The organism is Marinobacter sp. F4218 (assembly GCF_019443085.1).
Taxonomy (GTDB): Bacteria; Pseudomonadota; Gammaproteobacteria; order Pseudomonadales; family Oleiphilaceae; genus Marinobacter; species Marinobacter albus.
The window spans coordinates 420,143-434,699 of the sequence record NZ_JAHZIL010000003.1 but is presented as its reverse complement, the minus strand read 5'-3'; the positions used below and the strand labels follow the sequence as shown (position 1 = coordinate 434,699).

At 49.2% G+C, this 14,557-nt stretch carries 12 protein-coding genes and 2 pseudogenes; 11 read left to right on the top strand and 3 right to left on the bottom strand.

Features of this window, described 5'->3' with window-relative positions; all coding sequences use genetic code 11:
* Nucleotides 1-2: 2 nt before the first annotated feature.
* The gene (gene pilB / locus K0B93_RS05885) at nt 3-1,721 is read right to left on the bottom strand and encodes a type IV-A pilus assembly ATPase PilB (RefSeq protein WP_219866321.1); all 1,719 of its coding nucleotides are present in this window, start codon (nt 1,719-1,721) and stop codon (nt 3-5) included.
* 425 nt (nt 1,722-2,146) lie between these two features.
* Between pilB and K0B93_RS05880 the strand changes: the two genes are divergently transcribed.
* The 5 genes from K0B93_RS05880 to K0B93_RS05860 all read left to right on the top strand — a co-directional run bounded on the left by K0B93_RS05880 (nt 2,147) and on the right by K0B93_RS05860 (nt 7,456).
* Nucleotides 2,147-2,605 (top strand): pilin, encoded by a 459-nt coding sequence (locus tag K0B93_RS05880; RefSeq protein WP_324124100.1) that lies wholly within the window; start codon nt 2,147-2,149, stop codon nt 2,603-2,605.
* Between the two features lie 67 nt (nt 2,606-2,672).
* Nucleotides 2,673-4,577, top strand: a complete 1,905-nt coding sequence (locus K0B93_RS05875) for a hypothetical protein (protein WP_219866320.1) — start codon at nt 2,673-2,675, stop codon at nt 4,575-4,577.
* Nucleotides 4,574-5,479 carry a glycosyltransferase family 2 protein gene (locus tag K0B93_RS05870; protein ID WP_219866319.1) on the top strand — a complete coding sequence of 302 codons (906 nt, stop codon included), beginning with the start codon at nt 4,574-4,576 and terminating at the stop codon, nt 5,477-5,479. Before K0B93_RS05875 ends, K0B93_RS05870 begins: the two co-directional genes overlap by 4 nt.
* Nucleotides 5,476-6,510, top strand: a complete 1,035-nt coding sequence (locus tag K0B93_RS05865; RefSeq protein ID WP_219866318.1) for a DUF354 domain-containing protein — start codon at nt 5,476-5,478, stop codon at nt 6,508-6,510. Before K0B93_RS05870 ends, K0B93_RS05865 begins: the two co-directional genes overlap by 4 nt.
* A 40-nt stretch (nt 6,511-6,550) precedes the next feature.
* The gene (locus K0B93_RS05860; RefSeq protein WP_219866317.1) at nt 6,551-7,456 is read left to right on the top strand and encodes a glycosyltransferase; all 906 of its coding nucleotides are present in this window, start codon (nt 6,551-6,553) and stop codon (nt 7,454-7,456) included.
* A gap of 85 nt (nt 7,457-7,541) precedes the next feature.
* Here K0B93_RS05860 and K0B93_RS19450 read toward each other — a convergent pair whose 3' ends face one another.
* Nucleotides 7,542-8,348 (bottom strand): sulfotransferase domain-containing protein, encoded by an 807-nt coding sequence (locus K0B93_RS19450; RefSeq protein ID WP_219866316.1) that lies wholly within the window; start codon nt 8,346-8,348, stop codon nt 7,542-7,544.
* 15 nt (nt 8,349-8,363) lie between these two features.
* Nucleotides 8,364-9,508, bottom strand: a pseudogene (locus tag K0B93_RS05850) (MBL fold metallo-hydrolase).
* Nucleotides 9,509-9,721: 213 nt separating this feature from the next.
* Here K0B93_RS05850 and cysQ point away from each other — a divergent pair.
* The 6 genes and pseudogenes from cysQ to K0B93_RS05820 all read left to right on the top strand — a co-directional run bounded on the left by cysQ (nt 9,722) and on the right by K0B93_RS05820 (nt 14,544).
* Nucleotides 9,722-10,489: pseudogene (gene cysQ, locus K0B93_RS05845) on the top strand (3'(2'),5'-bisphosphate nucleotidase CysQ).
* A gap of 62 nt (nt 10,490-10,551) precedes the next feature.
* Nucleotides 10,552-10,818: a transcription termination/antitermination NusG family protein gene (locus tag K0B93_RS19225; RefSeq protein WP_324124095.1), complete on the top strand. Its 267-nt coding sequence runs from the start codon at nt 10,552-10,554 to the stop codon at nt 10,816-10,818.
* Nucleotides 10,819-11,043: 225 nt separating this feature from the next.
* Nucleotides 11,044-12,144, top strand: coding sequence for a DegT/DnrJ/EryC1/StrS family aminotransferase (locus K0B93_RS05835; RefSeq protein ID WP_219866314.1), 1,101 nt, complete (start codon nt 11,044-11,046; stop codon nt 12,142-12,144).
* Nucleotides 12,141-12,830, top strand: coding sequence for a WbqC family protein (locus K0B93_RS05830; RefSeq protein WP_219866313.1), 690 nt, complete (start codon nt 12,141-12,143; stop codon nt 12,828-12,830). The genes K0B93_RS05835 and K0B93_RS05830 overlap by 4 nt, the downstream gene beginning before the upstream one ends.
* 2 nt (nt 12,831-12,832) lie before the next feature.
* Entirely contained in the window at nt 12,833-13,849 is a 1,017-nt protein-coding gene (locus tag K0B93_RS05825; protein ID WP_219866312.1) for a sulfotransferase, read from the top strand.
* Between the two features lie 35 nt (nt 13,850-13,884).
* On the top strand, nt 13,885-14,544 hold the full coding sequence (locus K0B93_RS05820; RefSeq protein ID WP_219866311.1) for a sulfotransferase: 660 nt from the start codon (nt 13,885-13,887) through the stop codon (nt 14,542-14,544).
* The last annotated feature ends 13 nt before the right edge of the window (nt 14,545-14,557 follow it).

The window sequence follows — 14,557 nt, the reverse complement described above, 5'->3', positions numbered from 1 at the left end:
GCTTAATCCTTCGTCACGCGGTTGGCTTCCTCAAGGCTCGTCACTCCCTGAATCACCTTCAATAAGGCTGATTGCCGCAAATTACGGAAACCTTCCGCCTGAGCCTGTTTTGCAATTTTGATGGAACTGGCCTCTTCCATAATCATGTTCGCCAGCTCGTCAGTTACCTTGACCACCTCGTAAATACCAACGCGGCCTTTGTATCCTCCATTGCATTTATCACAGCCCTTTGGGCGGTACAACGTGAAGCCTGTATCAATTTGTTCCTGTGTGAACCCTTCCTTCAAAAGGACGTCCTTCGGTACATCAGCAGACTGTTTGCAGCTGTTGCACAAACGGCGACCGAGCCGCTGGGCGATGATGAGGCTCACCGAAGTGGCAATGTTAAAGGAGGCCACGCCCATGTTCATCATCCGCGTAAGAGTTTCAGCGGCACTGTTAGTGTGCAGGGTGGATAAAACGAGGTGGCCGGTTTGAGCAGCCTTGATGGCGATGTTCGCGGTTTCGAGGTCTCGGATCTCGCCTACCATGATGACATCGGGATCCTGGCGCAGGAATGCCCTGAGTGCTTCGGCAAATCCAAGGCCCACCTTGGTGTTGACGTTGACCTGGTTAATGCCTTCAAGATTGATTTCAGCCGGATCCTCGGCGGTGGAGATGTTGCGCTCGCTGGTATTGAGAATGTTCAGACCGGTATAGAGGGATACCGTTTTGCCCGAGCCGGTCGGGCCCGTGACCAGAATCATACCCTGTGGCTGCTCCAGAGCTTCAAGGTACATCTGCTTCTGGTCTTCCTCATACCCAAGGACGTCGATGCCCAACTTGGCCTGGCTCGGATCCAGGATCCGTAAAACAATCTTTTCTCCCCAAAGCGTTGGAAGCGTGTTTACGCGAAAGTCGATAGCTTTGGTCTTGGATAGCTTCATTTTTATCCTGCCATCCTGAGGAACGCGCCGCTCGGATATGTCCAGTTGGGACATTATCTTTACCCGGGCAGAAATTTTTGGAGCCAGCTTGATTGATGGGCGGGACACTTCCTTCAATATTCCGTCCGTACGGTACCGGACTCTGTAGGTTTTCTCGTAGGGCTCGAAGTGTACGTCAGATGCTCCCCCCCTGATGGCATCAAGGAGCATCTTGTTGACGTATTTTACAATTGGGGCGTCATCGACTTCGGTCGCACTTACGGAACCACTGTCGTCATCCTGATCGCCGCCCTCAGTTTCCACGCTCTCAAGGTCGGCGTCATCAAGCTCTCCCATCGAGGTATCCTGAGATTCCAGATACTTCTCTATGGCCACTCGGAGCTTCGCATCGTCCACGAGTATGGCGTCGGTGCTCAAGCCTGTATTGAACTTGATTTCATCCAGCGCCTGAATGTTGGTCGGGTCGGAAACTGCGATAAACAGGCGATTGCCACGCTTGAATATCGGTAAGACATTGTGTTTTCGGATCAGTTTCTCGTCTACCCCCTTTTCGGGCATCATCTCAGGCTGGAATGACTCCAGATCGAGAACTGACATGCCAAATTCCATTGCTGCGGAAAAAGCAAGCTTCGAACTAGGTGCCAGTTCATTCTGGGTAAGGTAGGTGATCAGGGGAATTCGATTCTGTGAGGCCTGCAGGAAAGCATCCTTTGCCGTCGCCTCATCTAGAAGCCCGTCTTCAAAAAACCGCCGGGCCAGGCCGGTCAGCGTTACGTTTCGATTGCTGCTCGCCATAAGTGCTCTGAAAAGATTGTTATAAGTCGCTGAATCGTAAATTAGCAAAAAAGAGTTTAGATGTCTGGCATGGGTTTGGGAAGCACTCTCGATCACAAACTGGTCGATCTGGTGATGTTGAGTGGTTTAGCAGGCGCCAGATGAAATCTTTCATCTGGCCCCATCTTTTTTAAAGTACCACCCTAAGAAATCTTGGTGACAAAAAACGTCACCTCCTGACGTCAAAGGTCTCTTGTTGCGTCGAAATTTGCTTTGTGATGCGCCTCACATAATCCTGTAAGCCGCTGATACGTGGTTGTTTTTTACGTTTTACTGCAATTGGCACGCTAACTGCTTCATGTCAGTTACGCTCACCGCGGTATCGGGGCAAAGCTCCACCGTCCCGGAGCTGTAACTAAAAACGAACAAACCTAGAGGTTTTCGCTATGCAAGCAATCAAAATGAACCAGGGTCAAAAAGGTTTCACCTTGATCGAACTGATGATCGTTGTTGCGATCATCGGTATCCTCGCAGCTGTTGCGATTCCGGCTTACCAGGATTACGTTGCACGTTCTCAGGTAACTGAGGCCGTTAACCTGACTGCCGGTTTGAAGTCTCCGTCTGCTGAGTACTTCCAGAACAAGGCGACTGTCCCTACGCTGGGCGAGCTTGGAGCTACCACTGCTGGCAAATACGTAGCTAGCATGGCGATCAATCAGGACAGCACTAACGCTTGGACTATCTCTGCAACTATGGATACCACCGGTGTTAACAACAACATCGCTGGCGAAACCTTTGCTATCTCAACCGCTGACGGTGGTTCCACCTGGGATTGCGGTACTATTGGCGCAGCTGCTGCGACCACTACCCTCGCAGCGAACTACCTGCCGACTTCCTGTAAGTAAACCTTCAGAACGAGGCAGGCCCATCGCGACCTCTGGTCGCGATGGGCCTTTTCTTATGTATAAGAGAATGAATCGAATTGCAGTTCCTGCAGCTCTGTTTTTTTTGATCGGGGCTTTGCTTTCTATAAATTTCCCGGGGGCTAGTGGGGCCTGGATACTCGATGATGTTGGCAATCTAGCCGGGCTGGCTGATTTGTCTGCGGGTACCCTGGAGAGTTACTACACGTTTCTTGCCGGGGGTGTCGGAAGTTTGGGCCGACCGATCTCACTACTGACTTTTGCTTTTCAGCACGAAAGTTGGCCTGATCCGTACAGCTTTAAAGTCGTAAATTACCTAATACATACAGTCAACTTCCTGCTGGTTTTCACCCTCCTTGTTAACCTGGCCCGTGCAACGAAGCGTGACGGGGCGCCGAAGAATAGATGGACGATAGTGCTCTTTCTGGTCATTGCTTTTGCGTGGGCAGCATCTCCGATTCACCAGACTACGATCCAGTATGTCATTCAGCGGATGGCAATGCTGGCTGCTTTCTGGATGTTGATTGGTATCAATATCTGGATCTACCTGCTTTATGTCTCCCGGTTAAAAACCGCAGAGTTCAGGCTGGTTTTGGCTTCGGCCCTCGTGTTGTTGTGTACCGTTCTTGCGGTGCTTTCAAAAGAGAACGGAATTCTGCTTCCTCTGCTGTGCGTTATAGTGTTTCTTGTAAGGCCTCCCGAGCAGTGCCTCAGCAGACCAGTGCGACTTCTGGCTATCCATGCTGTTCTCAGTCCACTTTATCTTCTGCTTGTTGTTCTTACTGTTGAATACCAGAAATATTTCATCGATGCCTACGCGATGCGGGATTTCTCGATAGCGGAAAGGGTTCTTACCCAATTCAGAATCCTGCCCCTGTATGCCGTAAAAACTCTATACCCAATCGGCCAGGACTTTTACCTGCTTTGGGATAATTTCCCAGTCTCAAAAACCCTGATGAATCCTGTTACCACTTTGCTTGGGCTCGCTCTGGTACTTGCGGGTGGGATTGTCGCAGTGGTTTCAAGGAAGCGGAATCCCCTTGTCGCGATCGGCATTCTCTTCTTTCTGGCTGCGCACGTTCTCGAGTCTTCTGTGCTGGCATTAGAGTTGTACTTTGAGCACAGGAACTATCTTCCCTCTGTAGGCTTATTCATTGCGTTGGCTGGTTTGGCGGAAAAGCTACCCCAAAAGGTTCTGCCAGTGATCGTTGGGGCTTTCGCTGTTTTATCGCTAATATTTTCACTGGTCACCTATCAGGAAGCCCGTATCTGGGGAGAGCCCCTGAAGCAGGCGATTCGCTGGTACCAGACGAATCCCACTTCGCCGCGAACTCATAGCCATATGGCCTCAATGCTGTCCGCTCATCAGCTATATGATGAAGCCGGTGATTTTTACGCCAAGACCATAGATGATTTTCCCGAAAGTATCACCATGCCGTTGTCGTGGCTGGAGCTTAACTGCGTTAGTGCGAATGCGGCCAGCGTGCCAGAGGAGTTACTGTATCACCGGGCCCGGGTTGCGGATTACAACAAGAATGCTGTAAATACACTCTCCTCGATTATGGAAAAGTTTGAGAGCGGGAAGTGTTCGCGGGATACGGCGCGCAAGCTGCTGAATGTCTCGTTAGTATTGCTCGAAAATGAACGCTTTGGCCGTGGCAAGGCATTTGTAGATCTGAACGTCGTAATTGCAAAGATCTACTTTTATGCAGGCGACCTTGGTAAAGCAAAACAGCATTTGTCTGACGCACTTAAGCGCAATAAAAGGCCCGACGTGATCTTTGCGGCGACACAGGTAGCCATAGCTCGGAATGAGGTAGCAAACGCCCAAGACCTATACGAAACACTGGAGTCTCGTTGTGGAGAGTCTTTGGAACCTCAATGCGTGAGCCTGAAGCCCGGAATGGAGCGGCTTGAACGCAAGCTAAACGAAATGGGAGATACGACCCAATGACGGATTCCTTAAGCATCATAATTCCGGCGAAGAATGAGCGAACGAGTTTGCCGGGTGTGCTTGATGAAATCTTTTCCTGTTGCTCCCCTCTGGAAGTGATTGTCGTTGACGATGGGTCAACCGATGGAACTGCTGCTGCGGCCTCCCGGGAGGGGGTTAAGGTGCTCAGGCATCCCTACTCGAAAGGAAACGGTGCTGCAATCAAGTCGGGAGCGCGTGCTGCCAGAGGTGACATACTGTTATTCATGGACGCTGATGGGCAGCATGATCCCCAGGATATCCCCCGTCTGCTGGCAAAATTACAGGAGGGGTATGACCTGGTCGTGGGTGCTCGCGGAAAAGGATCTCAGGCGAGCATCGGCCGAGGGCTTGCTAACAAGTTATACAACGGCCTTGCAACCTATATGACCGGGCATAAAGTCGAGGATCTGACGTCTGGTTTCCGAGTCGCCCGGGCGAAAAGGTTCCGGGAATTTCTGTCACTTCTACCGAATGGTTTCTCCTATCCGACCACCAGTACCATGGCATTTTTCAGGGCCGGTTATTCAGTGGCCTACGAAAACATCCATGCCGGGCGCCGCGAAGGAAAGAGTCACATCAGTCCGTTGAAAGATGGCATCCGGTTTCTGCTGATCATCTTCAAGATAGGTACATTGTATTCGCCTTTAAAACTTTTCTTCCCCCTGAGTGTCCTGCCTCTTCTTTTGGGGATTGGTTACTACGCCTTCACATACTTGAGTATGGGGCGATTTACCAACATGAGCGCGCTCCTTTTCACGACAGCACTGTTGATATTTCTGATGGGCCTCGTTTCCGAGCAGATTACCCAGCTGATGTACAAGGAGGTGGGCTTTGAGGAAAAGGATGCTGATTCGGGCCAGGGATCCGGACGGCAGAAATGAGTCGAATCCTGATCGATATCTGCCACCCTGCCCACGTACATTTTTTCAAGAATGTCATCGGGGTTCTGAATAATCGCGGCCATGAGATTCTCGTCACCAGCCGGGAGAAAGAGGTTACGGTCAGACTATTGGAGGATCTGGATGTAGATCATTGCATGCTATCCAGCGCGAGCAAAGGCGGGGTAGTCGGCATGCTGAAGGAACTGATTAGCCGGAACTTCGGGCTCTACAAGGTGGCTCGTCGATTCAAGCCTGATGTAATGGCTGCGATTGGGGGGATTTTCGTGGCCCAGGTGGGGCGACTGAGTAGTATCCCCTCCGTCGTCTTCTATGATACCGAGAACGCAACTCTCCAAAACGCATTAACGTATCCCTTCGCGTCGAGAGTCAGCGTTCCAAGGGCCTATGAGAGTTGGTTGCCCAAGCGAAGTGAGAGGTATGATGGTTACCACGAACTGGCGTATCTTCACCCGGAATTCTTCAAGCCCGATTACGTGGAGGCGGTGGCCAACGGTCTGTCGCCTTCGGGGGATACTTTTCTCATACGCGTGGTTTCCTGGAATGCCAATCATGATCTTAACGAACAGGGCTGGTCGGTTCAGCTCCTTCGAACCGTGGTGTCTTTCCTGAGCAGGCTGGGGAAGGTAATCGTGTCCTCAGAAGGGGGTTTACCCGACGATTTGGCGCCCTATGGTTATGCCGGGAATCCTTCCTCAATGCACCATGTCATGGCCTTTTGTCGCTTGTTCGTTGGAGAGAGTGCGACCATGGCGTCGGAATCGGTTGTTCTTGGTGTACCTGCGATCTACGCAGCACATACCGGGCGAGGGTACTGTAACGAGCAAGAAGTTCGTTACGGTATGCTTCGTAATATCAACGAGTTAAACGAAACGTCGCTGGTCGGGTGTATCAGAGAGTTCCTGTTGATTACACCTGATGAGATTTTAAAGCGGCATGAGGAGCTGTTGGGCGATACCATTGATGTCGTCGAGTACGCGGCCAACCTAGTTGAAAGAATGGCAAAACAATAATGGTATGTCCTCGACCGTATAAAATATCGGGTAAGAACAGTTGAACAAGCTACCTTTTGTAAGCGTTATCGTCCCCTATTTTAACGCCGGGGTTCAGATAAAGAGTTTATTACAGGCGCTATTGCGTCAGTCTTACCCTCATGAGTTGTTTGAAGTTATCCTGGTGAATAACGGCTCGACCGATGAGACCCAATGTCTCGTCGAATCATTTTTGAGCTCAGGGATCGGTAGTAATTTCCGTTTAGTTGATGAGAATGAAATCATTGGTTCCTATGCTGCGAGGAATAAAGGTATTCCCCTGGCGCATGGCGAACTTCTCGCATTTACAGATTCGGATTGCACTCCCGAGCCAGATTGGATAGAGCAAGGCGTCGCAGCAGTTTGTAGCAATGAGCAATCAATCATTGGTGGAAGAGTAGAGCTTCAGCCATTTGATCAGGCCAACCCTACTCCTGCAGAGTTGTTCGACCTTGCATATGGGTTTCAACAGCAGACGAATATTGAGAAAAAGGGATTTTCTGTTACCGCCAATCTGTTTGTTAAGAGAGAAGTGTTTCAGGTTGTAGGTGTATTCAACGCAAAGCTTAAGTCAAAAGGGGATTACGAGTGGTGCAATAGAGCGGCATCGCAGGGTTTTTTAATTACGTATCAACCATCCTGCGTGGTTAATCATCCCGCCCGTCGAAAAATTGCAGAGCTTGTCGCTAAAACCCGTCGCATAGCGGGCGGCCAGTATGACATAGGTGCACGGCCATCCGGTTCGGTTGTGGACGTACCCTCATTGCCGGTGCGTCTTGCTCAACAAGTCAAGTTCGTTTTCCTGAACAAGAAGATAGGCGGTATCAGGAAAAAGTGTTTTGTTGTCGGAATTGGCTTGGTCTTGGTTTTGGTTAAATACGTTGAAAAGGGTCGTTTGATACTAGGGGCGGAGAGTCGGCGATCATAGATAGGACAGGTCGGTGCGGCCTGAGATCGAAATTGATCCGTGAAATACTGGGCTAAACGTGGAACGTTTATCTGTTTAGCCACTTTCATACTGACCAACTTGAGAACGATAACCCGGAAAAGCGTCGAAGTTTTTCGATGTCCGGAGCTAAGGCTTCAGTGAGCACTGCCCTATCTGCCGGGGATAGACTTGGCCGTTCGAAGGATCTTCTGAACGGTGCTGTGATAAGGCGTATTCCAGCTAAAGTATATGGATTTTGAGTTCTATGGCTAAGTGTTTGTTCTAATCTAGATCTTCGCTTTTTTTTGCTGGATGCGTGAAAGGTTTTTGCGTACACACTTTTGTTGTATTCTGGATTTAGGTCTAAAAAACGAAAAACCTCATCCATGACGCTCGAGGTCTTGGACTTTAATCGCTCTGATTCAATAAGAAGTATTTGGTCGCCTGAGTAATACTCTAAAAATGCCTCAATCTGATAATAGTACTTGCTGGTTAAAATATAATTGCTTTGAGGATCGTTTATAGCCTCGGACAAAGATCTTGACTCTCTTCCATGAGCAACGTTGTGAACATAGTGTGATACTGCTCTATCGATGGGGTCACGAAGAATGCATATTAATTTAATATTAGGTAAGAGAGAATGCATTCTTTGGGGAACGCCGGGAAAGAGATGCCGCTTTGTATAATTAGGGGAGGCTTCGAAAGCCAAAAGTTGACCTGCTCTGAATAGAGATTTATACCAGTCAGTGCCTTTATTAAAGTCCTCTGTGCTCCTGAAAAAGTTAGTTTCTTTAACTGAAGAGGGGGTCACGCCAGAATGAGAGGCAATATAGTGGTATAGGCTTGACGTGCCGCCTTTCATTGTTCCTATGATGATAAAGTTCGGTAACATTTCTATCGCTTTTCGTTAGGAATTTTCAGTCCCGGCACGGGGCGGCAGGTCAAACAACCGGATGAAAAAGTCGTGCTTTGCTAAAATACGGATGCATGAATGGCTGTTCTGCTCCCAGATGTCAACTTCCTCAAATAACTCGGGCACTTCAGCATCCCACCCAAACTTCTCGCCATTTACCAATGCATTCCCCCGGGTTCCAGGTGCCTGGAAACCAGTAAAGACAATGCTGTTACGATGGTTGGGTAACAGGGTCTTGAGGTGGTGGAGTACCCGTCCACCGTTCGCACGAATTCGGTCTTATCATCAATCAACTTACACTGGTTCACGCTGAGCTTGTGTTCCTTGTGATGCTTACAGAAGATCTCTGTGGCTTTGATCGCCATAGGGCTGTTGAGGTAGACGGGCAGTTGCGGAATTCGTTCCTCACTCATCAGCTTTTGCACGACGTACAGCAACATCTGTGCACGACCTACGGCAAATGCCGGAACCAAAACAATGCCTCCGCGACAGGAAGTACGGGTAATGATTTCTTCCAGTTCGCTCTCCGGATCGACCTCAGCGTGAGCACGGTCGCCATAGGTCGATTCGCAGACCAGAACATCGGCCCTTTTGAGCCGCTCGGGCGGGCGCATGATCAGGTCGTGTTGGCGCCCCACATCACCGCTGAATACAACTGTCCGGCCGGTAACGTTATGATGAACGTGAACACAGGAAGAGTCCAGAATATGGCCAGCTGGCGTAAAGGGAACTTCAAAGCCTTTCACCGGTTCAAATGACTCGTGATAGTGCAGGGATTCAAAGTGCTTTAGAGCTTCCCTGGCATCCTTTTCGGTAAATAAAGGCTCCGGTCGTTCGTGCTTTGAGTACTTCTTGCGGTAGGCGTATTTGGCATCCTCTTCCTGCAGAAAGCCTGCATCGGGAAGCAGCACGTTGCAGAGTTCATGGGTCGCCTTGGTGTAATAGATCTTTCCTTTGAAGCCAATTCTGACCAGAGCCGGAAGATAGCCGGAGTGATCGATGTGCGCGTGGGTCAGCACCACAGCTTTGCTCGTGCCCGGATCCACCGGAAACTGCGCCCAGTTGCGCCGGCGCAGGGTTTTGACGCCCTGATACATCCCGCAATCCACCACCATACGATTTTTTTCTTCCGAGAGCAGTTAGCAGGAGCCGGTGACGGTTCCTGTGCCGCCGAGGAAGCGAAGTTTCATTTGGTTGGCGTCCTTGTGTCTGGGGTGAGACCGGCGTCAGATGAAGGCCTTCTTCTGAACCCTGCTTGAACAATGATACTATGGCGTAAAAACAGGGTCAGATGAAAGCTTTCATCCGACCCTAGGTTCACTGACCCCGAGCCCGAGTTCACGTTCAGCCCTATGCACCACAGCTCCATACTCCCGGATGTCCTCAGAACCGCCGACGAGGCCAGCGAAAAAGTTCTCCACATCTACGAATCCGACTTCAAGGTTCGCTATAAGGCAGATAGCTCGCCTATCACTGCTGCTGATGAGGCAGCCCATCAGACCATCTGTCGGGGCCTGCGCAACATCAGCCGGGACATCCCGATTCTTTCGGAGGAGGGCAAAGCGGTCCCGTGGGAGGAGAGAAAGCACTGGCGTCGTTTCTGGCTTATCGATCCGGTCGACGGAACCAAGGATTTCACTCAGCGTAATGGTGAATTCACCGTGAACATCGCAATGATTGAAGATGACCTGCCGGTGATGGGTGTCGTCACCGCTCCGGCTCTCAAAGAATCATATTGGGGCATCGTAGGCGAGGGCGCCCACAAGCGAGACGGCATCGGAAAGGTTCATCGCATCCGCGTAGCTAAGCCAAGAGAAACCAAGAGGGTTGTGGCAAGCAAGAACCATTTGAACGACGAGCCCTGAGCGTTCATTGAATAACTCGGCGATTTCGAACTCGTCCAGGCCGGCAGTTCACTCAAGTTCTGTCGCATTGCCGAAGGCCATGCTGACATATACCCCCGCCTTGGGCCGACCAGTGAGTGGGATACGACAGCGGGCCATGCAATATTGGCAGCTGCCGGCGGGCAGGTGCAGACATTGGAGGGGGAGCCGTTGCGGTATGGGAAAGAGGATATTCTGAATCCCTGGTTTGTGGCTGCGGGGAGTTGGTATTTTTAACGCGAACAACTCAGGGGGGCGGAGGAATTTGTTTATCTGGCCCCGATTTAAAGTCCAGAACGGTGTCAGAAGAAAGCTTTCCTCTGACACCTGAGTTACCCCCCCCAACCAAACAGACTTGCCAAGACGTGGTACGCCATTCAACCAAACTCGTCCGAGGAGACCGTGCCCATCAGCTCCAGAACCAGGACATTCCCTGTTTCTTCCCAAAGATCGAAGTGGAAAAGATCAAGGCGGGCAAACGCACCAAAAAGCGAGAGTCTTTGTTCTCCAGCTACCTGTTCGTAAACTTGGAGCAACCTGTCCTCGAATTTTCCAGAGGCTCATGATCTTCACACAATCACACATACTTTCGATCTGCGAATGGGATAAGATCTCGGACAGGATCGATACTAACCGCCGAGCAGATTGCCCGCACGAGTGCAATGTCAAGGTCGCTGAAGTGCTTCAGCGCTTAGTAGGAGTTTTGGCGGGACGTTCTTCAGTTAGGTACGAGCTAAATCAGCGCACAAATCCCGAAACGGCAAAAGTCCGAACGAAGAGAGTGTTACAAAATGATACCTGTCACCAAACCATATCTTCCCGATAGGAAGAAGTTCGAAAAATACATCGACGGTATCTATCAGCGTCATTGGCTTACCAATAAAGGTCGGTTGGTTCAGGATCTTACCCAGAGGCTTGAGGAATACCTTGGAGTAGAGAATTTGTTGCTGGTTGCAAATGGCACTCTGGCTCTCCAGATTGCCTACCGCGTGTTAGGCATCAGTGGCGCTCATCCAATGGGAAGTTCGGAAGCTATTACCACGCCCTTTACTTTTATCGCAACAGCAAGCTCGCTCAAATGGGATGGCGTAGAACCAGTTTTCGTGGATATCGACCCAGATACATGGTGTCTGGACCCGGCAAACATTGTGTCGGCAATTACTCCCAAAACAAAAGCAATTATCCCTGTCCACGTTTTTGGAAACGCCTGTGACGTAGAGGCCATCGATTCACTTGCCCGAGAATACAATCTTAAAGTCATTTACGACGGTTCCCATGCGTTTGATACTAAATACAAAGGCGAAAGCCTTCTCAGGCATGGTGATGCTGCCACGCTTAGTTTCCACGCTACGAAACTGTTCCATACCGGGGAAGGTGGAGCAATTGTTTTTAAGCACAAGGAAGATCTGGAGCGCGCCAAGAAAATGATCAATTTTGGCATAACAGGGCCGGAAAGAATTGAAGATTTGGGAATCAACGCCAAGATGAGTGAGCTGCAGGCAGCGATGGGCCTGTGCGTATTGGATGAAATGGAAGAGAATCTTGCCGCTAGAAGCGGGGTATGGCTGCGATATAAAAAGCATCTTGCCAGTCGTGTTCAGCTCCAGAGGCAAAGTCCGCATCTTTCCTACAATTACTCCTATTTTCCAGCGTTATTTGAGACAGAGGACCAGGCTCAATCCATAGCTGCGAGGCTTGAGGCCGATTCAGTTCTGGTGCGGAGGTATTTCTACCCTTCTCTGGAGTCAGTGAATTGCTTGGGGGAGCATTCTCCGCAAGCGATCTCCAGCGATGTTGCAAAGCGTATTTTATGCCTTCCGATCTTTGACCAGCTTGGGAAGGAGGAGCAAATGAGCATCATCAATATCATAAATATGGAGCTGAACTCATGAGTTTGGCGGTGATGCAGCCTTATCTTTTTCCGTATATCGGTTATTTTCAACTGATTTATTCGGCAAGGATTTTTCTAATATATGATGATGTTTCATTTATAAAACAGGGATATATAAATAGGAACTCAATACTGTCAGATGGTTTTCCTGTGCGCTTTACGATACCAGTACCCGGTTCCTCATCAAACAAGAGAATCGTTGACCTGAGCTTTTCTTCAAATGTTGGAAAGGCTCTGAAAACAATAAATCAGGCCTATTCCAGAGCACCATACTATGAGGATGTTTTTCCAATAGTTCGTCGAGTTCTGGAGTTTAAGGAAAGATCGATTCCCAGCGTATGCCTTGAGGCATTCAATTTGATTTTTTCTTACCTGGGGATAAGCAAGCAATTTTTCAGAACCAGCGAATTAGAGTATCAACGGGATCTGCCACCAGAAGATCGAATTATTGATTTATGTAGAAAATTTGATGAAAAGACCTATGTTAATCCCGTTGGCGGGCGACATTTATATTCGAAAGAGCATTTCTATAATAGTGGTGTGGAACTATTTTTTCTTCAATCAAATTCGGTAAGATACCGGCAGAAAAAAGGGGGCTTTGTTCCAAACCTTTCAATTATTGACTGCTTAATGAACTGTTCTCCAGCAGAGGTCACCACTCTTCTGAACCAATATGAGTTGGTGTAGTAATGGTAGACGAAAAGAGAGCCGCGGAATTTTCTCGGAATGATGGGCTTGAACAGCTTCTGATTGAGCTGGCAGAGCGCCTGACTCCGGCTAATTACCAGCTGACTAGTGAGTTGTGTACCGAGAATTTACCAAAGATTTTTATAGTCGGGCCCTTGCGTTCCGGAACGACACTATTTATGCAGTGGCTGGCGGCGACCGGGTTAGTGGCATACCCCACCAACCTGTTGTCCAGGTTTTATGGAGCGCCCTTAGTCGGTGCCAAGATACAGCAGTTACTCACGGATCCAAGGTACAACTTCAGAAATGAAATTCTTGATTTTAAATCGGAAATAAACTTTCGTTCGGACAACGGAAAAACTAAAGGTGCCTTGGCACCTAATGAGTTCTGGTATTTTTGGCGTCGATTTTTACCTTTTAATGAACTCGATTACATGCCCTCTCCACAATTGCAGAAGGAAGCCAACCTGACTGAGCTTCGTGACGAATTAAATGCTTTAGCGAACGTGTTTGAGAAGCCATTCGCCATGAAAGCCATGATCATGAATCAGAATATTCCCGATTTGGCTGAGCAGTTTGAAAAGACGCTGTTCATTTGGATAAGGAGAGATCCTGTTTTCAACATCCAGTCAGCTTTAGAGGCTCGTAAGCGTCAATACGGTGACATCAACACCTGGTATTCATTCAAGATCAAAGAATATCCTGAGCTGAGAAAACTGGATCCATTGGAGTCCGTTGCAAGGCAGGTCCTGTCAATCAATCGCTCAGTGGAGCAGGGAATACGGGATTTGCCTGCTCACAAGAAGTTGATCGTGCAGTATGAAGACTTTTGCCAGCGTCCCCAGAACTATTTCGATCAAATCATCGCGCGGCTTGTCAGGCAAACCGATATCAACGAGTCCGAGTTCCCCGCATATTCAGAGGTAGAGAGCTTCTCCAATAGTAATGTATGGCGTCTGAGGGACTACAGTGAGGCCGACGCCAAACGAGTTTATGAAGAAATATCAGGTGGTGCGTGATCATGGGGGTTTCGAGGCTGGTGAAGGCTAATGGTATGAAGTGGATAACCTCTGTCCGAAACCGCTATAGGGCAGCGGGAAAAGTGAAGTACTTCTGTATCGGAAGAAACAAAACTGGCACAACCTCGTTGAAGCGCGCTTTCGAAGACCTTGGTTTTCCGGTAGGTGATCAAAGAACTGCGGAAATACTCACGGGTAAGTACTACTTTGAGGGTGACTTTCAGCCGATTATTGGCTTCTGTAGAAGCGCTCAGGTTTTTCAGGATGTTCCATTCAGCTATCCCGAAACTTACAAGCACCTTGATGAAGCCTTTCCAGGGAGTAAGTTCATACTCACCGTACGGGATACGCCTGATCAGTGGTACCAATCCCTCACCCGTTTTCACTCCAAGATGTTCGGAAAGAATGGGAACCTTCCCACTACAGCGGAATTGAAGCTAGCACCCTATGTCTGGCCGGGATTCATGTACAACGTGGTTCGCATTCACGGTACACCTGAGGATGATCCATACAACAAGGATATTATGGTCCAGCACTATAAAAAATATAATGATGATGTCCTGAAGTATTTCAAGGGGCGCCCTGAGGACTTGCTGGTAATTAATCTTGCAGAGCCAAGGTCTTATGACAAGTTTGTGGAGTTTCTTGGGGTGGACTCCCCCTATCACGATTTCCCTTGGGAAAATCAGACCTGAGAGATAGCCTTAA

Bases quoted from the DNA above. Each gene is read 5' to 3' on its own strand.
- pilB (WP_219866321.1), bottom strand. From the start codon at position 1,721: ATGGCGAGCAGCAATCGAAACGTAACGCTGACCGGCCTGGCCCGGCGG.
- K0B93_RS05880 (WP_324124100.1), top strand. From the start codon at position 2,147: ATGCAAGCAATCAAAATGAACCAGGGTCAAAAAGGTTTCACCTTGATC.
- K0B93_RS05875 (WP_219866320.1), top strand. From the start codon at position 2,673: ATGAATCGAATTGCAGTTCCTGCAGCTCTGTTTTTTTTGATCGGGGCT.
- K0B93_RS05870 (WP_219866319.1), top strand. From the start codon at position 4,574: ATGACGGATTCCTTAAGCATCATAATTCCGGCGAAGAATGAGCGAACG.
- K0B93_RS05865 (WP_219866318.1), top strand. From the start codon at position 5,476: ATGAGTCGAATCCTGATCGATATCTGCCACCCTGCCCACGTACATTTT.
- K0B93_RS19450 (WP_219866316.1), bottom strand. From the start codon at position 8,348: ATGTTACCGAACTTTATCATCATAGGAACAATGAAAGGCGGCACGTCA.
- K0B93_RS05835 (WP_219866314.1), top strand. From the start codon at position 11,044: ATGATACCTGTCACCAAACCATATCTTCCCGATAGGAAGAAGTTCGAA.
- K0B93_RS05830 (WP_219866313.1), top strand. From the start codon at position 12,141: ATGAGTTTGGCGGTGATGCAGCCTTATCTTTTTCCGTATATCGGTTAT.
- K0B93_RS05825 (WP_219866312.1), top strand. From the start codon at position 12,833: ATGGTAGACGAAAAGAGAGCCGCGGAATTTTCTCGGAATGATGGGCTT.
- K0B93_RS05820 (WP_219866311.1), top strand. From the start codon at position 13,885: ATGAAGTGGATAACCTCTGTCCGAAACCGCTATAGGGCAGCGGGAAAA.